Genomic DNA, 26,071 nt, shown 5'->3' on the forward strand with positions numbered 1-26,071 from the left:
CTGATGCGGGCCGTTTTTTTTTGCTTGCGGCAGGTTGCTGTCAGCGCAGCGCTGCGCTGCAGATCGGGCCGTTGATATAGACGTCGCCGATGCGGCGCTCGCCGCGGTCCTTGCGGGTCATGTAGCGGAACAACATGCTGACGCCCAGCTTGGTCAGGATCTCGACATCGCGGTTGGCGCAGATATTGCGCTGCAGCGGCGCGGCGTAGTTGACCTCGAAGCTGGCCAGGTCCAGCATCGGCCCACGGTAGTTGGTCAGTTCCAGCTGGAACAATACGTGTTTGCCCGGAACCGACTGGCAACGGCGCAGGCGGGTCTCGCCGTCGATCTCGATCGGCAGGGCATCGTTGAGCTGGCGGCAGGCGCGCGCCAGCACGTTGTCGGGGCGGGTGGCGTTGCGCAGCAGTTCGGGCACGCCGGCGGCGCCGGTGTTCTGCCCGGTGGCCGCGCCCTTGAGCATGCGCGCCACGGGATCGGCTTCGTCGGCCGCGGGCACCAGCAGCGGGACGCTGGCATTGCGCAACTGCGCCGGCGCCGCCTGGGCCGTCTGGGGCAGCGGCAGCAGCAGCACGACCACGAAAGCGGCGGTGCCTAGCGAAGCGGAAAGCGGCGTTTGTCGTATTCTCATGCAGGCTAATGTTGCGGGGACCTGTACTGTCGTCCCTCTCTGCGAGGCCGACGGCGAGTCTTACGCCGACAGGCTGGCATTGTACCCTCCACCCCGGCGCGCATGAAAGTCGCGCCCCGCCAGCGTCGTAGCGATGCCGCCATGCAATGCCCATGAACACCAGGGCCTGTCACCACTATTCACCAATCCTGCCAGGTTTGCCAGCTTTGCCGAACCCGACTCCGGCGATGCGATCTGGCAGGGCGGTTTTTCTGCGCCAACCGGACGCATGCCAACGTCGCCGCCTGGGCGGCTGCATTGGTTATGTTGTGCAACAATTGCGTCTTTCCACGGGGCTGCCCGTGCCGCACGGCCGCGCACGGCAGCGCCATCGCCCTCGGATACTGTCCTCCATGCCTCCTTCCCAAAGCGCCGCGCCGACGCCGCGTTTCCCTGCCTGGCTGCTGATCTGCGGCTCGCTGATGGCGATCGCGCCGCTGTCGATCGACATGTACCTGCCGAGTTTCCCGACACTGGCGGGCGACCTGGGCGTCGACATCGGGCAGGTCCAGCTGACGCTCGGCACCTTCCTGGTCGGGCTGGCGCTCGGACAGGCCTTCTATGGTCCCTTCAGCGACCGCTTCGGGCGCAAGCCGCCGCTCTATGTCGGGCTATGTCTTTACATCATCGCCGCGGTGGGCTGCGCGCTGGCGCGCAACGTGGAAGCGCTGATGCTATGGCGCTTCCTGCAGGCGCTTGGGGGCTGCGCCGGCATGGTCATGGCCCGTGCGGTGATCCGCGACCGGCTCGAGGCGCATGAATCGGCGCGGGCGTTTTCCTCGCTGATGCTGGTGATGGGGGTGGCGCCGATCCTGGCGCCAATCGTCGGCGGCGCGGTGCTGACCGTATCGGGCTGGCGCGCCATCTTCTGGGTGCTGGCGGGGGCCGGCCTGCTGATCCTGCTGCTGGTCCACCTGCGCATGGAGGAATCGCTGGACCGCGGCCATGTAGCGCCGCTGCGGCTCGGCACCGTCTCCCGCAGCTACGCGGAACTGCTGCGCGATCGGGAATTCCTGGGTTATTCGCTGTCGGCCGGCTTCGGCTCGGCGGGCATGTTTGCGTATATCTCGGGCTCGCCCTTCGTGCTGATCGAACTGCACGGCATCGCGCCATCGCACTACGGCTTTGTGTTCGGCGCCAATGCGCTCGGGCTGATCACGATGTCGCAGCTCAATGCCCGGCTGGTGCGCGGGCGTTCGCTCGACCAGGTGCTGGGGGCCACGCTGCTGGCGGCGCTGGCTGCGGGGCTGGTGCTGGCGCTGGCCGCGCTGGCGGGGATGGCGGTGCTGCCGGTGCTGCTGGGCGGGTTCTTCGTGTTTATCGGTGCGCTGGGCTGCGTCTCGCCCAACGCTTCGGCGCTGGCGCTGGCGCACCAGGGGCACCGCGCCGGCACGGCTTCGGCGCTGATGGGCACGCTGCAGTTTTCGCTCGGCACGCTCGGCGGCGCCGCGGTCAGCGTGTGGCGCGACGGCAGCGCGCTGCCGCTGGGCGTGGTGATGGCGGCCTGCGGCGCCGGTGCGGTGCTGATGCGCCATTACGGGCGCTCGGGCGCACGCGCGCGCCCGGGCACCCGCTGAATCCGCGGCCGTGTCGGTTCAGGCCGCTTGCTGTGCCGCGGCTTGCTCCGCGGCGGCGTGCGGCACCCCGGCCTGTTGCACCACCACCATGTGCGCCGGCATCGGCGCGGCGTAGCCGGCCTGGCCGAAGCATTCGCGGATGACGCGGTTGGTGTCGAAATAGACTTGCCAGTAATGGTCGTTATGGCAATAGGGCCGCACCGCCAGCACCGGGCCGACCAGCGTGAACTCGAGAATTTCGACGTCGACCGGCGGTTCGGCCAGCACGTTGGGGATCTCGGCGATGCGGGTCTTCAGCAGCGCCACCGCCTCGGCCACGTCGGTGCTGCCTGCCAGCTGCGCTTTCAGCTCCACGCGCCGGAACGCATTGGCGGTGAAGTTCTGGATGGTGTCGCTGAAGATCTTGTTGTTGCCGATCACGGTCTGGACATTGTCCGGCGTGTCCAGCGTGGTGGCGAACAGGCCGATTTCGCGCACGGTTCCGGTCACGCCGCCAATGGTGACGAAGTCGCCCACCTTGAACGGCCTCAGTACCACCAGGAAGGCGCCGGCGGCGAAGTTTGCCATCAGCCCCGACCAGGCCATGCCGATGGCCACGCCGGCGGCCGCGATCAGCGCGGCAAAGGTGGTGGTCTGGATGCCGAAGTAGCCGAGGATGCCGATCACCAGCACCACGTTCAGCGTCACGGTGACGATGGAACCGACATAGCGCAGCAGCGTCGGATCGACCTTCTGCTTGCCGAGCGCGTTCTGCACCAGGCGCACGACAAAGTGGATCAGCCAGCGGCCAATGACCCAGAAGGCGAGGGCCGCCAGGATCTTGACGCCGAATTCGGTGGCGTAGGAGACCACCAGGGTCTTGAGGTTGTCGAAGGTAGAGGCGTCCATCGGCGTATTCCTTTGGTGTTGGTGTAACCGGCCAGCCGCCGGCCCAACATCCCCCAAACCAGCCGGCTGCGGCGTGCGAGCCCCTGCGCGTTGCGCGCAATTCCCGGGCACGGCAATTATTGAGAGGCCGTGCGCGGAAGTGCAAGCAAATAATTGTTAAGACAAGGCGCGTTGCGCGGCTCGTCTGTTTATATCGGAAAGGCGCTGGCGGGTATTACCAGTTGGTTTCGCGCTCGGGGGTGGCGGAAATCCGGTGCAGCGTCAGGTCGGCGCCGTTGAACTCGCCCTCGGCGTCGAGACGGATGCCCACCAGCCGCTTCAGCGTGCCATAGACCAGCGTGCCGCCGGCCAGCGCCACCACGATGCCAAGCAAGGTGCCGAGCAACTGCGCGCCGAGCGCCACCCCGCCAAGGCCGCCCAGCGCCTTCGCGCCGAAGATGCCCGCGGCGATGCCGCCCCAGGCGCCGCACAGCCCGTGCAGCGGCCACACGCCCAGCACATCGTCGATATGCCATCTGTTTTGCGCCAGCGTGAACATATAGACGAACAGCGCGCCTGCCACGGCACCGGTGACCAGCGCGCCCAGCGGATGCATCAGGTCCGAGCCCGCGCAGACCGCCACCAGGCCGGCCAGCGGCCCGTTGTAGACGAAGCCCGGATCGTTGCGTCCGGCCAGCCAGGCGGCCAGCGTGCCACCGGCCATGGCCATCAGCGAGTTGATCGCAACCAGGCCGCTGACCTTGTCGACAGTCTGCGCGCTCATCACGTTGAAGCCGAACCAGCCCACCGCAAGAATCCAGGCGCCCAGCGCCAGGAACGGGATGTTCGAGGGCGGATGTGCGCTGATGCGGCCATCCTTCTGGTAGCGGCCGCGACGCGCGCCAAGCAGCAGCACCGCCGGCAGCGCAATCCAGCCGCCCAGCGCATGCACCACCACCGAACCGGCAAAGTCGTGGAAGGGCGCGCCGGCCACGCGCGCGATCCAGTCCTGCACGCCGTAGCGCTGGTTCCACACCATGCCCTCGAAAAACGGGTAGACAAAACCCACCAGTACGAAAGTGGCGACCAGCTGCGGATTGAAACGCGAGCGTTCGGCAATGCCGCCGGAGATAATCGCCGGAATCGCGGCGGCAAAGGTCGCCAGGAAAAAGAACTTGACCAGTTCGTAGCCATTTTTCTGGGCCAGGGTTTCGGCGCCGGAAAAGAACTGCACCCCGTAGGCAATGGTGTAGCCGATAAAGAAATAGGCGATGGTGGAAACCGCGAAATCCACCAGGATCTTCACCAGCGCATTGACCTGGTTTTTCTTGCGTACCGTGCCCAGTTCGAGGAACGCAAAGCCGGCGTGCATGGCCAGCACCATGATGGCGCCAAGCAGGATGAAGAGCGCGTCGGTGCCGGTCTTCCAGTTGTCCATAGTGACCTCATGCTCAAAATGGGCGCACCAGTACGCAAAAAGCGTTCCAGAGATGGCTGCATCCTGGTGCCGCTTGCACCGTGCAGGGTAAGAAACCGCACCGGCATGCCGCACGCGGTCCATCCCGTGGGCAAGGCGGCGCCGGCCTGTTGCCAGTGGCTGGACCGGGCTGCGCCAGAATGGAGCGGCCAAGGGGGCAACGCGCGACCCGTTGTGGTGCGTCGCCCCATTTGGGGGAATCTGTCCTATGCTGGGTAGTTTTGGGGGTGCAATTCCAGGCGGCCGCCCGGGCCCGGCAAAAACCGGTGCCGGGCAAGCGCGAACAGCAGTGGAAATTGCCCGCTAACCGGCCTCAAGCAAGGATTTGCGGGTTTTTTTGTCGCATTGGTGCCACTGGGGATTGCTCAACGCGCGAAGGGCAGATTAGACTGCGCCGATCGATGGCCTGCCGCGAGGCATGCACATCGGTGACGACGACCAACAAGGGAAATCAGCCATGAATAAAGGTGAACTGGTATCGGCCATCGCCGCGGAAGCAGAATTGAGCAATGCCGCCGCCGAGCGTGCGCTCAACGCAGCGCTGGACAGTATCAAGAAGGCAGTGGCAAAGGGCGATTCTGTAACGCTGGTGGGTTTTGGCAGCTTCAGCGCCGGCAAGCGCGCTGCCCGTACCGGCCGCAATCCGCGCACCGGCGAAACCATCAAGATTCCGGCCGCCAAGACGGTCAAGTTCTCGGCAGGCCAGGGTTTCAAGGACGCCGTGAACAAGAAAAAGTAAGCAGTTTGCGTCCATAGCGAAAGAAGCGGCCTGGCAGGCCGCTTTTTTTGTGCGCCGGGCCTGGCGGGGCAGCGGCCGGCACTCGGCACCATGCCGCGGGCAACGGCGCGGCGATCCGGGTTAAACTGCCGGCGCCCGCAGCCGGCAATCCCGCCCCCGCAATCTTCGTAACCCGCATCATGAATGACCTGTCCCACCAGCTTTCCATGACCGTGCTGATGACGCCGGACATGGCCAACTTCTCCGGCAACGTCCACGGCGGCACCATCCTCAAGTACCTGGACATGGTGGCGTATGCCTGCGCCAGCCGCTACGCCGGCCGCTACGTGGTCACGCTGTCGGTGGACCAGGTGGTGTTCCGCCAGCCCATCCACGTGGGCGAGCTGGTGACCTTCCTGGCATCGGTCAACTACACCGGCCGCAGCTCGATGGAGATCGGCATCAAGGTGGTGACCGAGAACATCCGCAGCAAGCTGGTGCGCCATACCAACAGCTGCTATTTCACCATGGTGGCAGTGGACGACAACGGCACCCCCGCCGAGGTGCCGCCGCTGGAGCCGCGCGACGAGGTCGAGCGCCAGCGCTTTGCCGCCGCGCAGCAGCGTCGCGCGCTGCGCCAGGAAATGGAAAAGCGCCACGGCGACATCAAGTCGTCGGTGAACTGAGTGCCGATGCGCGATACAGCCATGAAGTCCCAACATCCACTCGTTCGCCTCCTGCTTGTCGCCGCCTGCGCCAGCGCCGCCACGGGGGCCAGTGCCGAGGAGATCGGCAGCGTCAGCACCAATTTCCGCATGACCGGCTCCGACAAGGTCGTGATCGAAGCCTATGACGACCCGCAGGTGGACGGCGTCACCTGCTACGTGTCGCGCGCCCGCACCGGCGGCATCAAGGGCCAGCTCGGCATGGCCGAAGACCCGCCCGAGGCCTCGATCGCCTGCCGGCAGGTGGGGCCGATCGGCTTCAAGGCGCCGATCAAGCAGCAGGACAATGTGTTCTCCGAGCGCATGTCGATCCTGTTCAAGGCGCTGCACGTGGTGCGCGCGGTCGACCGCAAGCGCAATACGCTGGTCTACCTGACGTATTCGGACCGCATCGTCAGCGGCAGCCCGCAGAACAGCGTGACCGCCGTGCCGGTTCCGGCCGGCACGGTGATTCCGGTGAAATAAGCGCACCGGCGCTGGCCCGTCATCAACGGGCCAGCGCCGCGGTCTCCGCCTGGCAATCGCGCGATGGCCGCGCACCCGCGGCGCGTGCGGCAGCCACCTCACTGCGTGCCCGTTCGAGGTCGGCACGGAAGGTGGGATCGGCATGCAGCCGTGCCACCGTGGCCGCCGCCATGGTGCGGCCAGCGTTGACATCGCTCTGCCAGTGCACGTTGCAGACCACGCGGCTTTGCCCGAAGGCCTGGCCGCGCGCCAGCAGCTCATTGGCGCGCGCCGGCTCGATCTCGGTCAGGATCAGCGCCCAGGCCCAGCCGATGGCGCTGTGGCCGGACGGGTAGGAACCATCCTTCTCCAGCTTGGCGGCTTCGGCCTGCGTGCACATCGGGGTCTTGGTGGCCACGAACGGGCGGGTGCGCTTGTAATGATCCTTGGCCTTGTACGTGGACAGGCCGGCATCGACCAGGCTGCGGCGCAGCAGCATGTTCAGGTAAGGCGTGTCCTTCTCGCCGACGGGCACGCCCAGCGCGCATGAAAAGGTGCTGGCGGCCTGCGGGAACGTCAGCACGGCATCGTCGGACGCCAGTTGCCAGCGTGGCGAACCGCGCAGCGGACCGGCCTGGCGCGCGGCGTCCTCGTCCAGCGCCAGCGCGGCCGAACCCTGCGCCGGCGGCGCGGGCAGCAGCTTCAGGCTGTCGGGACGCGCATCGGCGGCGAGGTAGCCGGCCGGAACGCCGGGCCGCAGCTCCGGCACGGCGGCCAGGTTGGTGCCACCGGCGGCGCAGCCGGCCAGCAGCGCGGCGAGCGCTGCCGCGCCCAGCATCCGCATGGGGTGGAAGAGGGAGGAATCCGGCTTGGCTTGGTCCGTCAATTTGTTTTTCCTGGTGAGGAATCGGATCGATGCGGTCGCGCTGCCCTGGCTTAAGCGGCGGCGTCGAACAGCTTGCGCAGGTTCGATTTCATGATCTTGCCATTGGCATTGCGTGGCAGCATCTCGTGGTAAATCAGGATACGCACCGGCACTTTGAACGCTGCCAGCCGCGCGCGCACGAAATCCTGCAGCTCGGCTTCGCTCGCCTGCATGCCCGGTTTCAGGCTGACCACGGCGGCCGGCTCCTCGCCCAGGGTCCGGTGCGGCAGCCCGACCACCGACGCATCCATCACCGCGGGATGCTCGTACAGCGCGCTTTCCACTTCGATGCAGTAGATGTTCTCGCCGCCGCGGATCAGCATGTCCTTCATCCGGTCGACGATGTAGACGTAGCCCTCATCATCCAGCCGGGCAATGTCGCCGGTGCGCAGCCAGCCATCGACAAAGGTCTGGGCGGTGGCCTCGGGCTTGTTCCAGTAGCCTCGCACGACATTGGCACCGCGCGCCATCAGCTCGCCGGTTTCGCCGGGCGGCAGCGCCTGGCCGCGGCCGTCCACCACCTTCATCTCGCCGATCGGCAACGCCGGGCCGCTGCTGTCCGGGCGCATCACGTACTCTTCGGCACTGTGGCTGGTGAAGGTCGACGAGGTTTCTGTCATGCCCCAGCCTATGCCCGGCGCGGCCATGGGGAAGACCTCGCGGATACGCCGGACCAGCTCGGGCGAAGCGGGCGCGCCGCCGTAGTTGATGTTCTCCAGCGACGACAGGTCGAAGCGGCCGCGCTCGGGATGCTCGAGGATCTGCCAGGCGATAGTGGGGACGCCGCCGGCCGCGGTGCAGCGCTCGCGCTCGATCAGTTCCATGCCGCGCAGCGCGTCCCAGCGGTGCAGCAGCACGATCTTGCCGCCGGTGGCGATGGCGCCGTTGAGCACCGCCATGCAGCCGGTGACGTGGAAGAACGGCACCGCCAGCAGCATCGACTTTTGCGGCGCGGCCGGATCCGGCGCCGGGATCGGCTCGCCGCGGCGCAGCAGGTTGCGCAGCGGACTGAAGCCGCCGGCCACCGCCACCGAGGTGGAATTGCGATGCGTGCCGAGCGCGCCCTTCGGCTTGCCGGTGGTGCCCGAGGTGTAGAAGATGGTGGCGTCGTCGTCGGGGTCGATGTCGACCGCGGGCGGCGTCTGCTCCGGCAGAGTCGCCCAGTTCGCCGAAGGGCCGATCACGCTTTCCAGCGCCGTCACGCGCGGCTCGGCCGGCGCAGCCCCCGCGCGCGAGACGTAGATGCGTTCCAGCGCCGGGCAGCCCGGCAGGTGTTCGAGGATACGGTCGAGCCGCTCGGCATCGACGATGGCAACGCGGCTGCCGGAATCGGCCAGGCCATATTCCAGCTCCTGGCCGGTCCACCACGCATTGAGCGGGGTCACGATGGCGCCGGTCAGCAGCGCGCCGTAGAACGCCACCGGCCATTCGGGCAGGTTGCGCATGGCCAGCGCCACGCGGTCGCCCTTGCGCACGCCGTCGCGCACCAGCGTGTGGGCCATGGCGATGGCGGCGCGCAGGAACGCATCGTAGGAGACGCGCTCGTCCTCGTACACCACGAAGGTGCGTTCGGCAAACGCGCGCGTGGCCAGCAGCAGCTCGCGCAGCGTGGGCGGCGCGTTCTTCCAGACCGTGGTGGGGATGCCGCGGATCACGCGGGTTTCGGTTTCGAATGGCGCGCCCGGCGCGGTCAGGCGGGCGTGAGCCTCGGCCAGCGACATGACCGGCCAGGTGCCGGCCGACTGCGGATTGCTCGACATGGACTGCCTCCCGGAACTGCACTGCAGGTTGGGGGAAATGCAGGAAAGCGGCCAGCGCAATCAGCGCCGGCCGCCTGGCAACGCTCGTGTCTGAGGCTCAGATGGTCACGCCGCCGTCCACCACCATGGCCTGGCCGGTCATGAAGGTGCTGGCCGCGGAGGCCAGGAACACGGCCGCGCCGGCGATCTCGATGGGCTCGCCGATGCGGCGCAGCGGGGCGCCCTGGGTGGACTGCTTGTAGCGCTCGGGATCTTCCCACAGCGCGCGCGCGAAGTCGGTCTTGATCAGCCCCGGCGCGATGCAGTTCACGCGCACGTTGTGCGGCCCGAACTCGACCGCGAGGTTACGCGCCAGCTGGAAGTCGGCGGCCTTGGAAATGTTGTAGACCCCGATGGTGGGCGAGCCGCGCAGGCCACCGATCGACGACACGATGATGATCGAGCCATCCTTGCGGTCGATCATCTGCGGCGCCACCATCTGGATCAGCCAGTGGTTGGAGATGACGTTGTTGTCCAGCACCTTGCGGAACTGGTCGTCGGAGACGCCGCTCATCGGCCCGTAGTACGGGTTGGAGGCGGCATTGCAGACCAGCACGTCGATCTTGCCGAAGGCGCGGTTGGTCTCGTCGACCAGGCGCTGCAGGTCGTCCTTCGAAGAGATGTTGGCCGGGACTGCGATCGCGGTGCCGGCGCCATGGCGGGCGTTGATGGCATCCACCACTTCCTGGCAGGCCTCGGCCTTGCGCGAGGAAATCACGACCTTGGCGCCCTGTACGGCCATCTGCTCGGCGATGGCGCGGCCGATGCCGCGCGAAGAGCCCGTGACGATGGCAACCTTGCCCGTCAGATCGAACAATGACATGGAGTCTCCTGTATGGCTGCGCCGGCGTCAGCAATGCTGGCCGGCTTGTGCTGGCGGCGGGGTGCCGCGCTGTGGTCCTGCGGACGCGCCCGCAGGCAGCATCGCCGGGACATTATGTGGCGCGGCCATGGCCGCGTCCACAGCGCCGGGTGGCGGTTACAGGCCTTATCAGCATTCTTTCTGCCGGCAATGCGCGCGGTGCATGGAGCCCGATGCTGCAGTGCGCAGCCGCCGCGATTCAGCCCCCGGCGGATGCCGTCGCAGGCGCCAGCAAGCCAGGCAGCGCCGCCATCAGGCCCTGGCGCAGCGCGTCGTCCAGCACGATGCCGAAGCGCTCGGACAGGGTTTGCACCACGGCGTCGGCATGCTGCAGGTGAACGCGGCGCACGCTGCCGTCCGGGGCGCGCTCGGCCAGTTCGCCGTTGGCCAGCGTCACGCGCGTGCCGCCATCGGTGCGCGCGGCCATCAGGCGCTGCAGGAAGACGCTGTCCGGGTGCGTCGAGACATACCAGTTGCGTGCCTCGAAATCGATCGGCGCCTGCGGCGTCAGGTCGAACCGGTAGACCGGGATCCAGCCCGCATCGCCGCGTGCCTGCAGGTCGTAGCTGTGGAATGCGCTGGTGCCGGCTTGCGCCGGCGAGGGCGCAAGCCGGTAGGGAAAGCCATCGTCGGCCGGTTCGGACAGCGGCATCGCACGGAACGGCGTGGGGCCGCCGAAGCCCACATCGACCAGATAGCTGCGATGGGCTACCTCCACCCGCAGCAGCATGTGCGAGGTCATGGTCGGCACGTCGTCCGGCACGCCCCAGCGCACGCGCGCGGCCAGCGGCGTGACCTCGTAGCCCAGCGCACCCAGCCCGGCGCTGAGCAGCGTATTGAGTTCAAAGCAGTAGCCGCCGCGCCGGCGCGTGACCAGCTTGTCGAATACGGCGTCGAGGTCGATGCGCACCGGGCGGCGCAGCAGCGGGTCGACGTTCTCGAACGGAATGCTGGCCAGGTGCGCGGCCAGCACCGCGTCCAGCGCTTGCAGCGTCGGCGAGGGTGGCGCGGCGATGCCGAGGCGCGCCAGCCAGGCGTCCAGTTGGGCGGCGTCCAGGATAGTCATGGTGTATGGGGCTCCGGTACGGTGCGGTCAGTTGAGCGTTTCCAGCGCGGGCAGGTCGAGCAGTTCGATGCCGCCATATTGAAGGCGCAGCAGGCCGTGCGCCTCCAGTTCGCGCAGCGCGTGGTTCACGGTCTGGCGCGACAGGCCCAGCATCTGCGCCAGCTGTTCTTGCGCAATGCGCACGCGCCGCGTGGCACTGCCGTCCGGCAGGTTGCCGTAGCCATGCGCGATTGCCGCCAGCCGGCGCGCGACGCGTGCCGGCGGCGGCAGCAGCTGCGCTTCCTCGACGTAGTGGAAGGCCTCGCGGGTCTTGGCCGCCAGCAGTTGCCCGAATGCCTGCCACCATGCCGGCTGCTGCGCCAGACGCTGCGCCAGGGCGGCGCGCGGCACATGCCACAGCGTGGCGACGGAGGCCGCGCGCGCGTCGTGGGTGCGCGGCAGGCCATCGAACAGGCAGATCTCGCCGAACCAGGTGCCGGGTTCGAGCAGGCCCAGCACCGCGGCCTTGCCCGATTCCCCGCTGGCATGGATCTGCATGGTGCCGCTGGCGACACAATACAGGCCATCGAAGCGGTCGCCGCGCGCAAACAGGGTCTCGCCGGCGACCAGCCGGCGCAGGCTGCCGTCGTCCAGCAGCGCCTGCCGCAGCGCCGGCGGCAACTGGCTGAACCACGCGCCCGCGCGCACCGCGGCGAGCGGGTCGCTGCATGGCAACATCGGACTCGACATTGTGTCTGGAGGCTGCATCTTGAAGTCGTTTGGGGCGAGCAGAGCGGGGTGTGGCGGGCGCGCCAGCCGCATGCCGGTCTCCATGTCCGGGCACCTGGCGGAATGTCAAAAACCTGACAGACCGGCCGGTGCGCGCCCATTACTATAAATCCACCTCGCGCCCGCCGCGCGCGCACCACAGCGCAGTCCAGGAGACGCCCCGTGAAAACCCTGATCGAACATCTCGCCAACTACGCCGCCTACCATCGCGATCCGCGCAACGTCTTCACGCATTTCATCGGCATCCCGATGATCGTGCTGGCCGTGACCACGCTGCTGGCGCGGCCGGCGCTGGCACTGGGCGATGGCAGCGCCGTGCTGACGCCGGCCATGCTGCTGTATATCCTGTCGTGCCTGTTTTACCTGCGCCTGTCGCTGGCCTTCGGCGTGGCCATGGCGCTGATCCTCGCGGTGTTCCTCTACGCTGGCGCGCATATCGCCGCGATGCCGACGAGCTGGTGGCTCGCGCTCGGCGTCGGCCTGTTCGTGGTGGGTTGGGTGATCCAGTTCATCGGCCACTATTACGAAGGGCGCAAGCCGGCCTTCGTCGACGACCTGGTCGGGCTGCTGATCGGCCCGCTGTTCCTGGTTGCCGAGACGGCCTTTGCGCTGGGCCTGGCGCGCGATACGCGCGATGCCATGGCCGCCCGCTCGCACTGATCAGGCTTGCCCCGCCGGCAGCCGCAGACGATCGTGCCAGCGCGGGGATTCATCCGCACCGGGCCGCACTGCAGTTCCGGCGCGGGCATGCCGACCCCGATGACGTCGCCGGTGTACTGGCGCGAGACGGTCTCGAGGGTGCGCGACAACGGCAGGATTTCGCCGGACTGCTGCTGAACGGAACGCTCCACGCGAACGCGAACGGTAGCGTGCAGACGCGCGCGCGGCATTGCGTGCGAGGCTACGCGCCGCGGCCGCGCACGCCAAAACGGGGGGACGTAGGCCGCTTTCGCGCTTGCACTGAGGCAAAGCCGCGACAAAACCCGGGGTTTTCGGCGGGTTTTGCGTGTCGCATGCATGAAAACCCCTTGACTTACGGCACTTTCCGCTATGATTCAGTGGGCGTCGATCAGGCGATTGCGCAACGCTCAGTAGCAATGCATAACACCTGCCGGCATCCATCTGTTCAACTTACGAATATCGATATGGCGACCAAAGCGAAACCGACCGCGAAGACTGCAACCAAGCCCGCCGCCAAGAAGGCTGCGGCAACCAAGGCACCCGTGAAGGCTGCCGCCAAGAAGGCCACGCCGGCCAAGAAGGCCGCTCCCGCCGCTGCGCCCGTTGCGCGCCCGCTGAAGGACACCTTCAACAAGTCGAGCCTGGTCGCTCACCTGGTAGCCCAGACGGAACTGGAAGCCAAGACCGTGAAGACGGTGCTTGCCCACCTGGAAAACACCATCGTCGGCGCGCTGAACAAGAAGGGCGCTGGCGAGTTCACGCTGCCCGGCCTGCTGAAGGTCACGGCGCAGCAAGTGCCGGCCAAGAAGAAGCGCTTCGGCAAGGACCCGTTCACCGGTGAAGAGCGCTGGTTCCCGGCCAAGCCGGCCAGCGTCAAGGTCAAGGTCCGTCCGCTGAAGAAGCTGAAGGACGCCGCAGCCTGATCTGCGCCAGTTGTCCAGAAAGAAAAGGAGCCGCTTGCCGGCTCCTTTTTTTATGGGTGCCGGCACCAATCCGGCAGCGTTTAATCCAGGTCAAATCGGTGGCCATGTCCGCCACCTAGAATCCACTACGTCATGGGTGCGGGGGCGCTCCCCATGACAGAGCTTCCGGAGTCTTCCTGAAGCTTCCGCCCGCGGCCGCAATGGCCGCGGGTTTTTTATTGGGCGGCTGCCCGACGGCGCGGCGGATCAGGCCACCAATTGCTTGGCGTAGGTGGCGCGCGCCATCTCGCAGACTTCCACTGACACCTGCACGTTCTGGCCGGTGCCGCCGCCCGAGCGCACGGCTTCGGCAATCACATCGCAGACGGCCTGCGCCAGGGCCTGGCGCACGGCGGTATCGCGCCCGTCCAGGATCGACAGGCGCGCATGGACAAAGGCCCGCTCGACGGCATCGATGCCCTGGCGGTAGGTCGACAGCGTGATGCAGCGCGACTTGATATCCGCCTCCTGGAACTGGCCGGAAGCCAGCAGGGCGGCATTGGCCTCATCCAGCAGTTCTTCCTGCGAGCAGTTCAGGCGGGTGTTTTCGGTCAGTTCGATGACGAGGTGAGGCATGGCGGGTCCTGGCACAAAGCTCCGGCATGGGGCCGGCGACAGCGAGCATGATACGGGATCACTGCGACAGGTATGCGCCAGAGCGCCGAAGCCGGGCCGTTGATTTGGTCCATTCCGGATCGCCGGACGCAAAACGGGGCGCCCGTGGGCGCCCCGGCGGGGACTGCATGGCAGCGTCGGCTCAGGCGTGGACGGCCGTCACTTCGCGCGCCGGTGCCAGCGCGCTGCCGAAGCGGGCAGGGTTGTCCCGTGCCAGCTGCTGCAGTTGCGCCAGCTTGGCCTTGAGACCGGCATCGAGCTTGGGCGTCGGCATGACCGTCGACGGACAGGCGACGCCCAGGATATCCAGCGCCTGCCGGAAATTTTCCAGGGTCAGGCCCACGGCGGGGTCGACCGTGACCAGCTGCTCGCGTAGCGCCTCGGGCATCGACTCGGCCGGGGCACAGGACAGGATCACGTAATGGACCGGGCGAGCGCCCTGGGCGAAAAACGCTTCGATCTCGGCACCGTGGCCGCCCGCGACCGGCGGCGTCATGGCTTCGACCTGCAGGTCCAGCTGCTGCAGGATGGCGGCGGGGGTGCCCCGGCGCCATGCATCGGAGACCACCACACGGGCGCCCGCCACGCCGAACAGCCTGCGCACGAAGCCGAGCGCGACCGGGTCGAAGAACCTGACGTCGCGCGGCGTGCCCGAATCCGGAATGCCGCCGAGGCGGGCGCGGGAGCGGTCGGAGTACAGGACGCCGGGTACGTCCAGCATGATGAGTCGTTCAGCCATGGTTTCCTGTGCGGGTGCCAGTTCAGTTGGTGTGAAGCAAGGTTACTCGCCGCAACCGGGCTGTCACGTTACCGGGGCTGGTTCAGATGCAACATATCTGTAACTTCGTCGCGGAAGACGTAAATGCCGGTTACGTCGTCATGACAAATGTTTCGACCCGACACATCTTTGCCGCGATTGCCCGGTCACGGCTGCTGGAACCGAAAGCGCGCCACGTCGCTGGCCAGCGCCGCGGCCTGCTGGTCGAGCCGCGCCGCCTGGCCCGCGAGTTCATCGACCAGCGCAGCATTCTGCCGGGCCGTCTGGCGCAGTTGCGCCGCCGCCTGCCCGGCGCCCTGCACGCTGTCGGCCTGCTCGTCCGCGAGCGCGCGCAAGCCCTCGGCCAGCGCATGGCTGTGGCCCACCGTGGCGGCAATGCGTTCCATCGCCGCCACCACGCTGCCGCTCAGGCTGGCGCCTTGCTGGATCTCGTGCGTGGCATTGCCGACAATGCCGCCGATCTCGCGCGCGGCCTCGGCGCTGCGCTGTGCCAGCGCGCGCACTTCCTGCGCCACCACCGCAAAGCCGCGGCCCGCCGGGCCCGCACGCGCCGCTTCCACGGCGGCGTTCAGCGCCAGGATATTGGTCTGGAACGCGATGCTTTCGATCACGCCGACAATCTCGGCAATATGGCGCGAATGGCCGTGCAGGGCGTCCATGGCGCCGCGCATGCGCTGCACCACGGCCGCGCCGTCGTCGGTGGCGGCGCGGGCGGCGCTGGCCATCTCGCTCGATTCGGTGGCCTGCGCATGCGCGGCGGCGACGTGTGCCGCCAGCGCCTGCATGCTGTCGGTAGTGGCGTCGAGCGCGCTGGCCTGCTGCTCGGTGCGTGCCGACAGGGCCTGGTTGCCAGCCGCGATCTGCTGGCTGGCCGCGGTGATCTCGTGGGCGCTGGCCTGGATCCGCGCCAGCACGCCGGCCAGCTGGTCGCGCATGCTGGCCACATGGTGCAGCATGCTGCTGTGGTCCGCCGGGCGCAGCGCGATCGGGGCGGTCAGGTCGCCGGCGGCAATGCGGCGGGCGATGTCGGCGGCATCGCGCGGCTCGCCGCCCAGTTCGGCGCGCAGGCTGCGCGCGGCAATCCACGCCAGCGCGACGGCCGCGAGCAGGCTGGCGCCGAGCAGGGTCGCCATCCAGGCCTGCGCGCGCAGCTGGCTGGCGGCGACGCTGGCAACGGTGGCGGCGGCCTGCTGCTCTTGCTGGCGGCGTACGGCCTCGACCTGGCTGCTGAGCCGCTGCAGCTGCCCGGTGACGAAATGGCCGTCGACCGAGACCGCGCTGTCGAACTGCAGCGGATCCAGCGGCTGCTTGCGCAGCAACGCCACGTACGCCTGGGCCAGCTCGCTGGCGCGCTGGCGTTCGCGCAGCAGTGGCGCCGCCTGGGCGGGGGCAGCCCGCTGCACGCCGGCCAGTGCCGCATCGAGCTGCGACAGCGCCGCCGCGATCTCGTCGGCGGCGCCGTCGCGCTCGGTGCTGCTGGTGGCCATGGTCAGCGCCAGCTGGGCGCGCCCGAGCCCGGCCAGTGCCGATTGCGCGCGCTCCGCCGAGATCGCGCCGTGCATGTCGTGCTGGTACAGGGTATCGGTGCGCGCCTTGATCGAGACCAGGTTGGCGATGCCGGTCAGGCCGACCGCGGCGCCGAACAGGTAGACCAGGGCAAAGGCGGCGCACAGGCGCGCCACCAGAGGCAGGCGGCCCAGTCGCGCCAGCCAGCGCGCGTGGGCAACTGCCCGACGCTGGCCGGGCAGGGAAGTCTTGGAAACTTGCAACACGGAGATGACTCCAGACGGGCGCGCCGGCGTGACCAGCCTGCGCAGCCCGGGCTTGACCCGATTCGCCGCTGGTGCCGTCCTCTGTACGGGACAGTCGCCGCGGCGCACGGATCGTCGTCGATCAACGTGACGTCAACGTGACATTCTTCCAATTTGGACTGTCATCGTGCTGTCATGTGGATGTCATGCAATGTGGGCCGCGCTGCGCCCTGACCGCTGCCGCACCATCCCCCGCTTGCTTCTTATGAATGGCCTGACTGTCGCCACGTCCCTGCACGATCCCACGCCCGACGCTGTCAGCGTTGTCCCGGGCGGGTCCGCGCTTGCGCCGGCGCGTCTGCCGCCGCTGCACGCCGTGTTCCAGCCCATCGTGCAGGCGGACAGCGGCGCCATCCTCGGCTATGAAGCGCTGATCCGCGGGCCCGTGGGCTCGCCGTGGGCGGCACCGGACGCGCTGTTCCGGCTGGCGCAGGGCGTTCCCGCCACCATCGCGCTGGAGGTCGAAGCGGCGCGCACCGCGCTGGTCGCCTGGCGCGGCTTCGAGCTGCCCGGCAAGCTCTTCCTCAATTTCAGCCCGCAGACCTTGCGCCACCTGCTGGCGGACCGGGGGCGGCTGATGGCGGCCCTGCTGGAAGCCGGCATCGCACCGTCGCGGCTGGTGATCGAGGTCACCGAACAGACCCCGATCGGCGACGCCGCCAGCTTTGGCGTGGCCATGTCGGTGCTGCGCGAACTCGGCATGCAGTACGCGCTCGACGATTTCGGCACCGGGCACGCCAACCTGGACTTGCTTGCCCACCTGTCGCCGCACTTCGTCAAGATCGACAAGTCGCTGGTGCGCGGCATCGCGTCGTGCTCGCGCCGGCTGGAGATTTTGCGCGCGCTGCTGCGCATGATGAGTGCCTTTGGCGGGCGCGTGATCGCCGAAGGCATTGAAGACGAAGATGAACTGGCCGTGGTGCGCGACCTGGGCGTAACCGGCGCCCAGGGCTATTACGTGGGACGGCCGGTGGCGCAACCGGCGGCGCAGGCAGCGCTGCATGTACGGCAGGCGCTGGCGTCGCGCCGCATTGCCGTGTTTCCGCAGATGGTGCGCTCGGGCTGGTCCGGCATCACCGCCGGACGGCTGCTGCGGCCGGCGCCGACGGTATCGCCATCGGCCAGCAACGATGCGGTACTGCGTGCCTTCCAGGACCAGCCCGAGCTGCAGGCGGTGGCGGTGGTCAATGACGAGGGGCGGCCGCTGGCCATCATCGGCCGCCAGGCCTTTATCGACCGCTACGCGGCGCCGTTCCACCGCGAACTCTATGGCAAGAAGGCCTGCATCGCCATGGCCAACCGCGATCCGGCCTGCTTCGACCAGCGCGCCAGCCTGGAGGACATGGCGCAGATCCTGTCGGGCGAGAACACGCGCTCGCTCGCCGACGGTTTCGTGATCACCGACCAGGGCCGCTATATCGGGCTGGGCACCGGCGCCGACCTGATCCGGGCCATCACCGAGGTGCGCATGGAAGCGGCGCGCTACGCCAATCCGCTGACCTTCCTGCCGGGCAATATCCCGCTGAACCAGCATATCGAGCGCCTGATCGAGGCCGCCAGCGAGTTCCATGCCTGCTATGTCGACCTGAACCACTTCAAGCCGTTCAACGACAAATACGGCTACTGGAAAGGCGACGAGATGCTCAAGGGCGCGGCCGCGATCCTGGCCGAGGCTTGCGACCCGGCCCGCGACTTCCTGGGCCACGTGGGCGGCGACGATTTCCTGGTGCTATACCAGAGCGCCGACTGGGCCGAGCGCATGCGGGCCGCGATCCTGCGCTTCAACGATGCCGCGCGCGCCATGTATGCGCCGCCCGACCGCGCCGCCGGCGGCATGCATGGCGAAGACCGGCACGGGCGGCCGGTGTTCTTTCCTCCGGTATCGATGGCGGTGGGGGTGGTATGCGTCAGCGGCGAGGGCGTCGCCGGCCTGCAGCGCCTGGGCAGCCAGCAGATCGGCGCCGCGGCGGCAGCGGCCAAGCGCGAGGCCAAGCGCTCCGCCGACGGCATGGCCGTGCTCGACTTCCTGGCGCTGTCAGCGACGCTGCCGGCGTAGCGCGGCTCAGTTGCCCGTGCGTCCGGGCACGGTGGTCCGGGTTCCGGCCTTCGGCAGCCTGGGCGCGATGCTCTCTTCGAGCACGTCAAGCCGGTAGCCATGCGCGTAGACCACCGTGATCACGATGCCGTTGGCCACGCCGATGCGCAGGGTCTTGCGCAGCCGCGAGATCAGGCCCGCCAGCGCCCGCGACAGCGGCGGCAGTTCATGCCGCCAGATTGCCTGCTGGATGCGCTCGGCAGCCAGCACGCGGCCGACGTTCGAGAACAGCATCATGGCCAGGTCGAATTCCTTCGGCGTCATGGCGATGCGCTCGCCGTGCAGCGTGGCGAAGCGCCCCATGCTGTTGAGCTGGTAGGGGCCGGCCTGCACCACCAGGCCCTGGCGCACGCGCTCGCCGGTCACGCGCCGGCGCAATGCCGTGATGCGCGCCATCAGCACGCGCGCATTGAGCGGGCGGCAAACGTAGTCGTCGGCGCCCGCGTCGAGCGCATCGACCAGCTTGTCTTCGCTGTTGTCGGCAGCCAGCAGGATGATCGGCACATCGCGCGAGCGCGCGCTGCGCACCGCGCGCACCACTTCCAGCGCCGGCAGGTCGGGCAGGGCATCGTCGATCAGCAGCATGTCGTACAGCTCCTGGCTGACGCGGTGGATCAGCTCGCGGCCGGTCTCGAACACGCGGCAACGAAAGCCGGCGCCCTCCAGCAGTTCGGCCACGGTACGGAGTTGGGGCGAAAAGCCCATGAGCAGCGCAATGTTCATCGGAGGCGGACCACAGGGCAGGATACGAACCGTCAGGCGAAAGCCGGCAAGGAGCGCCCGGGCCGCGGTCGGACAGCCCTGGCCACGACACCTCGATGGCATCGCGTTGCCTAGCCAGAAAGCGTATTGAAAGTGCGGTCTGAAAAACAATCAGACATTGCTGAAATACCTGCCGATATTCGTGATTCGCCGTGATAGAAGCGCAGTCGATGGTGGAGCTGCGGCAGCTGACGGCGCTATGGAAAGTTGTCCACAGTTCCTGTGGACAAACAGGGGCATGCTGCCCCGACGGCGGCCTGGCACCGTGATGCCATCGGCGTGCCAAAAAAGAAGGCAGCGCCGGCCGGCGGCGCACAGCCGGGCGCCTACATCCGGGACCGTGCTGTGCCAAAATAGCGCGCATCGCGACCCGGTCAGCGGACACAAGCCACCGATGCTGCAGAGCCCGAGTGTCATCGCCATCATCGTGCTGGCCTTTCACGTCGTAGGCGTGGTGGCCGCGCTGCATGCCGTCATGACGGTGCGCACCGCGCCGGGGGCGATTGCCTGGGCCGGCTCGCTGCTGATGATGCCGTATTTCACCCTGGTGCCTTACCTGATCTTCGGGCGCAGCACCTTCGCCGGCTATGTCGACGCGCGCCGCTTCAACGACGACCGGCTGCGTGAAATCCGCCACGGCATGACCCCGCGCGAGCGCGAGGCGCGCAGCGCCTGCGTGGTCCACGCGCCGGTGCAGGCCTGCATGCGCGCGCTGCCGCGCCTGACCGGCATGCCTTGCCTGGCCAACAACGATGTGCGCCTGCTCATCGACGGCGAGCAGACCTTCGAGGCGATCTTCGCGGCGATGGAGCGCGCCCGGCAGGTGCTGATCGTGCAGTTCTTCATCGTCCACGACGATGCGCTCGGCCGGCGCCTGCAGGCGCTGATGTGCGAGCGCGCGCAGGCTGGCGTCAAGGTGTACTTCCTGTTCGACCGCATCGGCTGCCACGCCATGTCGCGCCGCTACGTGCGCACGCTGCTCGATGCCGGGGTCGAGGCGAGGGCGTTCTCCACGCATCGCGGTTTCGTCAACCGGTTCCAGCTCAATTTCCGCAACCACCGCAAGCTGGTGGTCGTGGACGGCTGCGAAGCATTCATCGGTGGCCACAATGTCGGGGTCGAATACCTGGGCCAGCGTCCGCCGCTGGCGCCCTGGCGCGACACCCATATCGCGCTGCGCGGCAGCGCCGTGCTGGACTTGCAGATGGCGTTTGCCGAAGACTGGTACTGGGCCGCGCGCGAGGTGCCGCATCTGCTGATGCCACCGCCCGAGGCGGGCGGGAGCATGACCTGCCAGGTGGTGCCGTCGGGGCCGGCCGATGCGCAGGAAACCTGCTCGCTGTTCTTTGTCGAGGCGATCCAGTCGGCGCGCCACCGGCTGTGGATCACGTCGCCGTATTTCGTTCCGGACGAGGCCGTGTTCGCAGTGCTGCGGCTGGCGGTGCTGCGCGGCGTGGATGTGCGCATCCTGATCCCGGCGCGGCCGGACCACCTGGTGGTCTATGCCGCCTCCACGCTGTACGCCCACAAGGCCATTGCCGCTGGCATCAAGATCTATCGCTACCAGCCTGGCTTCCTGCACCAGAAGGTGATCCTGATCGACGACGAGGCCGCCGCCGTCGGCACCGCGAACCTTGACAACCGCTCGTTCCGGCTCAATTTCGAACTGATGGTGATGACGGCCGACCAGGGCTTTGCGGCGCAGGTGGCGGCAATGCTCGAGGCCGACTTCGCGCAGGCCCGCCGGGTCGGGCTGGACGAGTTCCTCGCCGCACCGGCGCCACTGCGGGTGGCGATGCACGTCGCCTCCCTGTTCGCGCCGATTCTCTGAGCCGCGGCCCCTGCCAACGTCGATGCAACAAGCTTGTGACAGTTTGATTGTGTACACTGTTCACTATAAGACTCTGCACATCATGAACTGTCATTCGTTTTCCGGGAGGCCGGCATGAACCGGGAAGCCTCCGCACCGCCCGCACGGGCGACCTATCGCCATGGCGACCTGCGCCGCGCGCTGCTCGACGCCGGCATCGACCTGGCACGCGAGGGCGGCCCCGACGCCATCGTGCTGCGCGAAGCGACGCGCCGCGCCGGCGTGGTGCCCAATGCCGCGTACCGCCATTTCGCCAGCCGGCAAGACCTGCTGCAGGCGGTGCGCGCGTCGGCCTTGTCTGCGCTGGCGATCGCCATGGAAGCCGAAATCGGCGGGCTGCGCCCGGGCCGTGGCGCCGCCGCGCATGCGCGCGCCTGCCTGCGCGCGGTCGGCACGGGCTACCTCCGTTTTGCCCTCACGGAAACCGGCCTGTTCCGCACGGCGTTCTCGGTGCCGGATGAAGTGGAAGACGACGCCGACCCGGCCAAGGCCGGCAACAGCGGCCTGAACCCTTTCCAGCTGCTGGGCGCGGCGCTGGACCAGCTGGTGGAGGCGGGGGTGCTGCCCGCCGAGCGCCGCCCGGGCGCCGAATACCTGGCGTGGTCGGCCGTGCACGGGCTGGCGATCCTGCTGATCGACGGCCCGCTGCGCAGCCGCGCCAGCGAGCAGGCGGAGATCCTGGGGCAGCGCGTGCTCGAGATGGTCGAGAAGGGCCTGTAGCCCGAAATTGCGGCATAAATCGCTGCACAAAAAAATGCCACGATGGCGGGGACCATCGTGGCAACGTAAGGAGCCAGGAAGGGGGGCAACCTGGCTCTGTCGGGCACCCAGGGTCGGGTGCAGGAACAATGTATTCCGTTGATTCTCATCTGAATATCGGACACTTCTTAAATATGTCTTTGTTTTGTCCCGATATAGGCACCCGCACGGCCATGGCTTGGCCGGGGGGCGTCGGGCAGGTTCGGTTCACCGGAATGCAGGGCCGGCCGCGCGGTCTAACTTGCGTGCCTGCCAGCTCTGGCAGGCTGAGCGCCGACCGTGGGAGGAGCATCATGCAATACGGAATCGGAGTGATCCTCGTCGCGACCGCGCTGGCCGGGTGCGTGGCGTACCCGTATGCCGGCGACCCGTATCCGGCCTATCCCGCCTACTCGGTGTCGACGCCGTACTACCAGACCTACCCGGCCTATCCCGCCTATCCGGCATACGGCTATCCGTATTACCGTCCATGGCCGGTCTATGGCAGCTTCGCCTTCATCTATGGCGGCGGCGGACGCGGCCATCACTGGCATGGCCATGGCCACCACGGGCGGGGTGGCTGGCATGGCGGCGGGCGCGGGGGTGGCAGAGGAGGTGGCGGCAGAGGCCACTGAGCGGTGGGCGTCCGCATGGCAATGCCGGGCCGCCAGGGTTACCATCGGTTCACGGTCGCCAACGGAGCCATATCGCCATGAGCAAGCCCGCACAGAAGCACCAGCCCCAACCGACGAAGCCAGCGCAGCAGCCATCCAGTGACGAACTGATCGATCGCGAACTCGATGAGGCGCTGAAGGATACCTTCCCCGCCAGCGACCCGGTCGCGGTCGACACCGACGTGCCGCACCGGCCCGGCAAGTCGAAGCCAGGCAAGTAAAGTGCGGAGAAACAAGGCATCCGGACCAATGCGTCCGGACGCACGGGCGCGCTAGGGCAGCTGGCGCAGTTGCCCGATGACGGACATCAGCCGCCCGTGCGCGACGATGACGCCTGACTCATCCTGCAGCGCTTCCTGGTAGCGTTTGCGGAATGAGGGGTCGGCACCGTCGCTGAAGAGTTTTTCGGCGGCGCGACCGACGGCACGGCAGGTGTCGTCGTGGTGTTCCTTGGCCTCGAGCTCTTCGTCGATCTCGATGATCAGGCGCGACAGCGGGTCGAGCCAGCGGAAGTAGTTGTCTTCAGTCACCAGCTGGACAAACAGGCCGGCCGGAATCGGACCGTTCAGGCGTTCGTACTGGGCCCGGTCATAGCCGATGACTTCCTTGTGAACCTGCAGCAGGGCCGCGCGCAGGGCCTTCAGCCCCGAGCGGCGCGTTTCCTGCGTGGCGAGGAATTGTTCGTTGGGCATGCCCATCTCCGCGTTTCCACTTGATCGGGTCCGGGCAGCGGCGCGTCGTCGCGCGCCTGTACCGCCAGCGCTTGCGCGGCGGTGACTGTCTGCCGGATGTTCCGTGCGCGGCGTCCGGCCTGTGCCGGCACTGTCCCGCGCGCCTGCCAGTATAGGCAGGCCCCGCGGGGCGAGCCAGAGGCGCCGGCTAGCGAAATACCCGTATTTGCGCCGGCCCCGGCGCATGGTTGGCGGACATGGCGAGTCGCTCAGGGGCTGTCGCTGTCATCGGGTGCCAGCAGATCGGCCGCGCGCGAGCGACGTGCATCGGCCGCGCGGAAATAGCGGACCACCGTCGATACGCTGGCATGGCCGGTCATGGCCATGGTTTCAGCCAGCGGCACTTGCTGCGCCGCCGCTTCCGTGACAAAGCCCGAGCGCAGCGAATGCGCGGAATAATCGCCGTCCAGCCCAGCCAGCGCGCAACGGGCCTTGACGATGCGGCTGACCGCCGCATCCGACAAGCCTTCTCCCACATGTCCACCGCGCCGGATGCGGCGAAACAGCGGGCCGTGCTCGATCCCCGCCGCGGCCAGCCACGCCTCGAGCGCCTGCCCGGCGGCACCGGTGACGGGCTTGGCGGTATCGGCGTGCTCGCTGCCTGACTGGTTGGTCTTCGACCAGCCCAGCACATAGACAAAGTCCCCGGGCCCCACACGCGTAAGGTTGTCCATGGTGGCGCGCGCGACTTCGGAGCGGCGACGCCCGCCGCTGGCCCACGCGAACAGCAGCAGCGCGCGATCGCGCAACCCGGCCAGCGAGCCATCGCAGGTATCAAGCAGGCGCAGCAGCGGCGCGCGTGTCAGGGCGGCCTTGCGTGCCTGGCGGTGGCCGCGGCGCGCGTAGGCGCGCCGGGTGCTGGCCATCAATTCGCGCACGCCGGCATCGGCGCAGGGGTTGGGCAGGCCTTGCAGCTGGTGGGCCTTGGCGATGACCGCGAGCCGGTGGCTCAGCGTGGACAGCGCGGGCGGGCCGGGTCGTGCCTTGCATCCGTCAGCGACCAGCGCCTGGTCGATCGCGGCCGGCATCTCGCAGACAGGGCCCTGCGGCGTCTGGCGCGTGGCGTGGTCGACGATGAACTGGATAACGACGGCGGGCGCAAGCGGAAGCCGTACTGGCTGCCGGTAGCGCAGCGCATACCAGGCAGACCAGTAGCGCAATGCGGAGCGGTAGCTTGCCACCGTGTTGCGGGATTCGCCTTCCTGGCGCAGCGCGTTGGCCGCCTGCTCGGCGAGAGGATCCAGTTGGGACGTGCGGAGCGGAGCCGGTAAGTCGACATCGGAGGGAATCGGTGGGAAGTAGGCCTCGTGGGCGTCTCGGATTTTGATCATATTAAATATGATGTATGCTGTAATATATCATACGTAAATAACGACTAGAAGCCGATAAGTCTCCATTATCGAACCTTATTTGTGGTTTTTCAGGAATTCGACGGATCCCATCATGGAAACGCTCCGCAGCCGAGGCATCACCCGCGACGACGTCTGGCAAGCCGCCGACAGCTTGCTCAAGGCCGGCCAGCGGCCGACCATCGAACGCATCCGCCTGCATCTGGGGCGAGGCTCGCCCAACACCGTGAGTCCGCACCTGGATGCGTGGTTTGCTGCGCTGGGCGGGCGGATCCAGGATCCGCAGGGCTTCGCGCCGGCGCCAGGCTGTCCCGAGCCCGTCACGGAAGCCGCGCGATACCTGTGGGAGGCGGCGCTGCAAGGCGCCAGGGCCTCGGCCGAGACCGCGTTGGCGCAGCGGGAAGCCGCGCTGGTGGAAGCGAACGCGGCGCTGCAGCAGGAGCGCGAAGCGCTGGCGCAGGAACGCCAGGTCATGCAGGTGCGGCTCGAAGGCGCGGAGGCTGCCATGGCGGAACTGACGCGGGCACGCGACGAGGCGGCCGAGCGCGCCGCGCGCGCCGAAACCGCTGCGGCCGCATGGCAGCAGCAAGCCGAAGCGCTGCGCGCCGAGCATGCCTCCGCGCTGGCCGCGCGCCATGCGATGCAGAACGACTTTGAAGCCCGGCGCGCGGCATGGGACCAGGAACGCGAAACGCTGATGCAGCGCACCGCCGCCAACGAGCGCCGCATGGCGCTGGAACTGGATGCCGCGCGCGTGACCGCCAGGGAAGCGCAAAAGCTGCTCGAGGCCGAGCGCAAGGCGGCGGTCGAGCGACTGAGCCGGGCCGCGGAGGCGGCGTCGCGCCAGGGCAGCGAGATGATCCGGCTCGGCCAGGCGATTGCGGTGCTGGAAGAACGGGTGCGTCAGCGGGAAAGCCTGCTGGCGGAGTACCGCGAGCAGGCCGGCGCGGCGCCTGCCGAAGCCACGGCTGTGGCAACGCCGCCCCGGCGGAGCCGTCCGGCCCGCATCGCGCTGTCCGTCGGCAAGGGAAGACGGCGCGGCCGGGGGCTGTAGGCCGACCGGCCTTCCGGCAAGAAGCGCAGCGCAAGGCATGCTGGCGGGAAATCAAT

26 protein-coding genes are annotated in these 26,071 nt (G+C 68.0%); 12 read left to right on the forward strand and 14 right to left on the reverse strand.

Annotated features, from left to right (window positions below):
• Positions 1-40: 40 nt before the first annotated feature.
• Complete coding sequence (locus tag AC3FMM_RS28520) at positions 41-628, reverse strand: hypothetical protein (RefSeq protein WP_115713334.1); 588 nt, start codon at positions 626-628, stop codon at positions 41-43.
• Between the two features lie 392 nt (positions 629-1,020).
• Here AC3FMM_RS28520 and AC3FMM_RS28525 point away from each other — a divergent pair, with 392 nt between their 5' ends.
• On the forward strand, positions 1,021-2,244 hold the full coding sequence (locus AC3FMM_RS28525) for a Bcr/CflA family multidrug efflux MFS transporter (RefSeq protein WP_116314366.1): 1,224 nt from the start codon (positions 1,021-1,023) through the stop codon (positions 2,242-2,244).
• A gap of 18 nt (positions 2,245-2,262) precedes the next feature.
• Here the strand turns inward: AC3FMM_RS28525 and AC3FMM_RS28530 are convergent, their stop codons facing one another.
• Both AC3FMM_RS28530 and AC3FMM_RS28535 read right to left on the reverse strand, forming a co-directional pair.
• Positions 2,263-3,132: a mechanosensitive ion channel family protein gene (locus AC3FMM_RS28530; RefSeq protein WP_062803164.1), complete on the reverse strand. Its 870-nt coding sequence runs from the start codon at positions 3,130-3,132 to the stop codon at positions 2,263-2,265.
• A gap of 214 nt (positions 3,133-3,346) precedes the next feature.
• Positions 3,347-4,549: an ammonium transporter gene (locus AC3FMM_RS28535; protein WP_115683027.1), complete on the reverse strand. Its 1,203-nt coding sequence runs from the start codon at positions 4,547-4,549 to the stop codon at positions 3,347-3,349.
• Positions 4,550-5,045: 496 nt separating this feature from the next.
• On the opposite strand from AC3FMM_RS28535, the gene AC3FMM_RS28540 reads away from it, so the two are divergent.
• The 3 genes from AC3FMM_RS28540 (at position 5,046) to AC3FMM_RS28550 (ending at position 6,496) form a co-directional block, all read left to right on the forward strand.
• A complete protein-coding gene (locus tag AC3FMM_RS28540; RefSeq protein WP_010814166.1) occupies positions 5,046-5,327 on the forward strand; it encodes an HU family DNA-binding protein in 282 nt (93 codons plus the stop codon).
• A gap of 179 nt (positions 5,328-5,506) precedes the next feature.
• Positions 5,507-5,992: an acyl-CoA thioesterase gene (locus AC3FMM_RS28545; protein ID WP_012355963.1), complete on the forward strand. Its 486-nt coding sequence runs from the start codon at positions 5,507-5,509 to the stop codon at positions 5,990-5,992.
• A 21-nt stretch (positions 5,993-6,013) separates the two neighbouring features.
• Complete coding sequence (locus AC3FMM_RS28550) at positions 6,014-6,496, forward strand: CreA family protein (protein ID WP_116314785.1); 483 nt, start codon at positions 6,014-6,016, stop codon at positions 6,494-6,496.
• Between the two features lie 22 nt (positions 6,497-6,518).
• Here AC3FMM_RS28550 and AC3FMM_RS28555 read toward each other — a convergent pair whose 3' ends face one another.
• From AC3FMM_RS28555 to AC3FMM_RS28575, 5 genes are all read right to left on the reverse strand, one after another.
• Positions 6,519-7,361 (reverse strand): acid phosphatase, encoded by an 843-nt coding sequence (locus AC3FMM_RS28555; RefSeq protein ID WP_368666737.1) that lies wholly within the window; start codon positions 7,359-7,361, stop codon positions 6,519-6,521.
• 50 nt (positions 7,362-7,411) lie between these two features.
• Positions 7,412-9,160: a class I adenylate-forming enzyme family protein gene (locus AC3FMM_RS28560; protein ID WP_488687797.1), complete on the reverse strand. Its 1,749-nt coding sequence runs from the start codon at positions 9,158-9,160 to the stop codon at positions 7,412-7,414.
• Between the two features lie 97 nt (positions 9,161-9,257).
• Complete coding sequence (locus AC3FMM_RS28565) at positions 9,258-10,022, reverse strand: SDR family oxidoreductase (RefSeq protein ID WP_018004600.1); 765 nt, start codon at positions 10,020-10,022, stop codon at positions 9,258-9,260.
• A gap of 238 nt (positions 10,023-10,260) precedes the next feature.
• Positions 10,261-11,127: an arylamine N-acetyltransferase family protein gene (locus AC3FMM_RS28570; RefSeq protein WP_488687798.1), complete on the reverse strand. Its 867-nt coding sequence runs from the start codon at positions 11,125-11,127 to the stop codon at positions 10,261-10,263.
• A gap of 27 nt (positions 11,128-11,154) precedes the next feature.
• Positions 11,155-11,856, reverse strand: coding sequence for a Crp/Fnr family transcriptional regulator (locus AC3FMM_RS28575; RefSeq protein ID WP_439897370.1), 702 nt, complete (start codon positions 11,854-11,856; stop codon positions 11,155-11,157).
• Positions 11,857-12,057: 201 nt separating this feature from the next.
• On the opposite strand from AC3FMM_RS28575, the gene AC3FMM_RS28580 reads away from it, so the two are divergent.
• Together AC3FMM_RS28580 and AC3FMM_RS28585 are read left to right on the forward strand one after the other, a co-directional pair.
• On the forward strand, positions 12,058-12,555 hold the full coding sequence (locus tag AC3FMM_RS28580; RefSeq protein WP_115683021.1) for an Mpo1 family 2-hydroxy fatty acid dioxygenase: 498 nt from the start codon (positions 12,058-12,060) through the stop codon (positions 12,553-12,555).
• Positions 12,556-13,040: 485 nt separating this feature from the next.
• Positions 13,041-13,499: an HU family DNA-binding protein gene (locus AC3FMM_RS28585; RefSeq protein ID WP_026163989.1), complete on the forward strand. Its 459-nt coding sequence runs from the start codon at positions 13,041-13,043 to the stop codon at positions 13,497-13,499.
• Between the two features lie 246 nt (positions 13,500-13,745).
• Here AC3FMM_RS28585 and AC3FMM_RS28590 read toward each other — a convergent pair whose 3' ends face one another.
• From AC3FMM_RS28590 to AC3FMM_RS28600, 3 genes are all read right to left on the reverse strand, one after another.
• On the reverse strand, positions 13,746-14,114 hold the full coding sequence (locus tag AC3FMM_RS28590) for a 5-carboxymethyl-2-hydroxymuconate Delta-isomerase (protein ID WP_026163988.1): 369 nt from the start codon (positions 14,112-14,114) through the stop codon (positions 13,746-13,748).
• Between the two features lie 181 nt (positions 14,115-14,295).
• Positions 14,296-14,892 (reverse strand): HAD domain-containing protein, encoded by a 597-nt coding sequence (locus tag AC3FMM_RS28595; protein ID WP_115713327.1) that lies wholly within the window; start codon positions 14,890-14,892, stop codon positions 14,296-14,298.
• A 185-nt stretch (positions 14,893-15,077) separates the two neighbouring features.
• Positions 15,078-16,703, reverse strand: a complete 1,626-nt coding sequence (locus tag AC3FMM_RS28600) for a methyl-accepting chemotaxis protein (RefSeq protein ID WP_473703935.1) — start codon at positions 16,701-16,703, stop codon at positions 15,078-15,080.
• Positions 16,704-16,947: 244 nt separating this feature from the next.
• Between AC3FMM_RS28600 and AC3FMM_RS28605 the strand changes: the two genes are divergently transcribed.
• Positions 16,948-18,798, forward strand: coding sequence for an EAL domain-containing protein (locus tag AC3FMM_RS28605; RefSeq protein WP_488687799.1), 1,851 nt, complete (start codon positions 16,948-16,950; stop codon positions 18,796-18,798).
• Positions 18,799-18,804: 6 nt separating this feature from the next.
• Here AC3FMM_RS28605 and AC3FMM_RS28610 read toward each other — a convergent pair whose 3' ends face one another.
• Positions 18,805-19,560, reverse strand: coding sequence for a response regulator transcription factor (locus AC3FMM_RS28610; RefSeq protein ID WP_488687800.1), 756 nt, complete (start codon positions 19,558-19,560; stop codon positions 18,805-18,807).
• Between the two features lie 433 nt (positions 19,561-19,993).
• On the opposite strand from AC3FMM_RS28610, the gene cls reads away from it, so the two are divergent.
• The 4 genes from cls (at position 19,994) to AC3FMM_RS28630 (ending at position 23,102) form a co-directional block, all read left to right on the forward strand.
• Entirely contained in the window at positions 19,994-21,430 is a 1,437-nt protein-coding gene (gene cls, locus AC3FMM_RS28615) for a cardiolipin synthase (protein WP_116314375.1), read from the forward strand.
• Between the two features lie 114 nt (positions 21,431-21,544).
• The gene (locus AC3FMM_RS28620) at positions 21,545-22,189 is read left to right on the forward strand and encodes a TetR/AcrR family transcriptional regulator (RefSeq protein WP_115683015.1); all 645 of its coding nucleotides are present in this window, start codon (positions 21,545-21,547) and stop codon (positions 22,187-22,189) included.
• 332 nt (positions 22,190-22,521) lie between these two features.
• A complete protein-coding gene (locus AC3FMM_RS28625) occupies positions 22,522-22,842 on the forward strand; it encodes a hypothetical protein (protein ID WP_414249374.1) in 321 nt (106 codons plus the stop codon).
• 77 nt (positions 22,843-22,919) lie between these two features.
• Positions 22,920-23,102: a hypothetical protein gene (locus tag AC3FMM_RS28630; protein WP_414249375.1), complete on the forward strand. Its 183-nt coding sequence runs from the start codon at positions 22,920-22,922 to the stop codon at positions 23,100-23,102.
• Positions 23,103-23,153: 51 nt separating this feature from the next.
• Here AC3FMM_RS28630 and AC3FMM_RS28635 read toward each other — a convergent pair whose 3' ends face one another.
• Both AC3FMM_RS28635 and AC3FMM_RS28640 read right to left on the reverse strand, forming a co-directional pair.
• The gene (locus AC3FMM_RS28635) at positions 23,154-23,579 is read right to left on the reverse strand and encodes a hypothetical protein (protein ID WP_115683013.1); all 426 of its coding nucleotides are present in this window, start codon (positions 23,577-23,579) and stop codon (positions 23,154-23,156) included.
• Positions 23,580-23,821: 242 nt separating this feature from the next.
• A complete protein-coding gene (locus AC3FMM_RS28640; protein ID WP_115713321.1) occupies positions 23,822-24,943 on the reverse strand; it encodes a site-specific integrase in 1,122 nt (373 codons plus the stop codon).
• A gap of 112 nt (positions 24,944-25,055) precedes the next feature.
• Here AC3FMM_RS28640 and AC3FMM_RS28645 point away from each other — a divergent pair, with 112 nt between their 5' ends.
• A complete protein-coding gene (locus tag AC3FMM_RS28645; RefSeq protein WP_488687801.1) occupies positions 25,056-26,015 on the forward strand; it encodes a DNA-binding protein in 960 nt (319 codons plus the stop codon).
• Positions 26,016-26,071 lie beyond the last annotated feature (56 nt).

Source organism: Cupriavidus sp. 207A1 (assembly GCF_057798955.1).

What these genes read in the sequence shown, in the direction of transcription:
- AC3FMM_RS28595 (WP_115713327.1), bottom strand. Translation starts at nt 14,892, where the DNA reads ATGGCTGAACGACTCATCATGCTGGACGTACCCGGCGTCCTGTACTCC.
- AC3FMM_RS28565 (WP_018004600.1), bottom strand. Translation starts at nt 10,022, where the DNA reads ATGTCATTGTTCGATCTGACGGGCAAGGTTGCCATCGTCACGGGCTCT.
- AC3FMM_RS28625 (WP_414249374.1), top strand. Translation starts at nt 22,522, where the DNA reads ATGCAATACGGAATCGGAGTGATCCTCGTCGCGACCGCGCTGGCCGGG.
- AC3FMM_RS28540 (WP_010814166.1), top strand. Translation starts at nt 5,046, where the DNA reads ATGAATAAAGGTGAACTGGTATCGGCCATCGCCGCGGAAGCAGAATTG.
- AC3FMM_RS28560 (WP_488687797.1), bottom strand. Translation starts at nt 9,160, where the DNA reads ATGTCGAGCAATCCGCAGTCGGCCGGCACCTGGCCGGTCATGTCGCTG.
- AC3FMM_RS28630 (WP_414249375.1), top strand. Translation starts at nt 22,920, where the DNA reads ATGAGCAAGCCCGCACAGAAGCACCAGCCCCAACCGACGAAGCCAGCG.
- AC3FMM_RS28590 (WP_026163988.1), bottom strand. Translation starts at nt 14,114, where the DNA reads ATGCCTCACCTCGTCATCGAACTGACCGAAAACACCCGCCTGAACTGC.
- AC3FMM_RS28520 (WP_115713334.1), bottom strand. Translation starts at nt 628, where the DNA reads ATGAGAATACGACAAACGCCGCTTTCCGCTTCGCTAGGCACCGCCGCT.
- AC3FMM_RS28525 (WP_116314366.1), top strand. Translation starts at nt 1,021, where the DNA reads ATGCCTCCTTCCCAAAGCGCCGCGCCGACGCCGCGTTTCCCTGCCTGG.
- AC3FMM_RS28635 (WP_115683013.1), bottom strand. Translation starts at nt 23,579, where the DNA reads ATGGGCATGCCCAACGAACAATTCCTCGCCACGCAGGAAACGCGCCGC.
- AC3FMM_RS28645 (WP_488687801.1), top strand. Translation starts at nt 25,056, where the DNA reads ATGGAAACGCTCCGCAGCCGAGGCATCACCCGCGACGACGTCTGGCAA.
- AC3FMM_RS28620 (WP_115683015.1), top strand. Translation starts at nt 21,545, where the DNA reads ATGAACCGGGAAGCCTCCGCACCGCCCGCACGGGCGACCTATCGCCAT.
- AC3FMM_RS28575 (WP_439897370.1), bottom strand. Translation starts at nt 11,856, where the DNA reads ATGTCGAGTCCGATGTTGCCATGCAGCGACCCGCTCGCCGCGGTGCGC.
- AC3FMM_RS28585 (WP_026163989.1), top strand. Translation starts at nt 13,041, where the DNA reads ATGGCGACCAAAGCGAAACCGACCGCGAAGACTGCAACCAAGCCCGCC.
- AC3FMM_RS28545 (WP_012355963.1), top strand. Translation starts at nt 5,507, where the DNA reads ATGAATGACCTGTCCCACCAGCTTTCCATGACCGTGCTGATGACGCCG.
- AC3FMM_RS28640 (WP_115713321.1), bottom strand. Translation starts at nt 24,943, where the DNA reads ATGATCAAAATCCGAGACGCCCACGAGGCCTACTTCCCACCGATTCCC.
- cls (WP_116314375.1), top strand. Translation starts at nt 19,994, where the DNA reads ATGCTGCAGAGCCCGAGTGTCATCGCCATCATCGTGCTGGCCTTTCAC.
- AC3FMM_RS28530 (WP_062803164.1), bottom strand. Translation starts at nt 3,132, where the DNA reads ATGGACGCCTCTACCTTCGACAACCTCAAGACCCTGGTGGTCTCCTAC.
- AC3FMM_RS28535 (WP_115683027.1), bottom strand. Translation starts at nt 4,549, where the DNA reads ATGGACAACTGGAAGACCGGCACCGACGCGCTCTTCATCCTGCTTGGC.
- AC3FMM_RS28570 (WP_488687798.1), bottom strand. Translation starts at nt 11,127, where the DNA reads ATGACTATCCTGGACGCCGCCCAACTGGACGCCTGGCTGGCGCGCCTC.
- AC3FMM_RS28605 (WP_488687799.1), top strand. Translation starts at nt 16,948, where the DNA reads ATGAATGGCCTGACTGTCGCCACGTCCCTGCACGATCCCACGCCCGAC.
- AC3FMM_RS28610 (WP_488687800.1), bottom strand. Translation starts at nt 19,560, where the DNA reads ATGAACATTGCGCTGCTCATGGGCTTTTCGCCCCAACTCCGTACCGTG.
- AC3FMM_RS28550 (WP_116314785.1), top strand. Translation starts at nt 6,014, where the DNA reads ATGAAGTCCCAACATCCACTCGTTCGCCTCCTGCTTGTCGCCGCCTGC.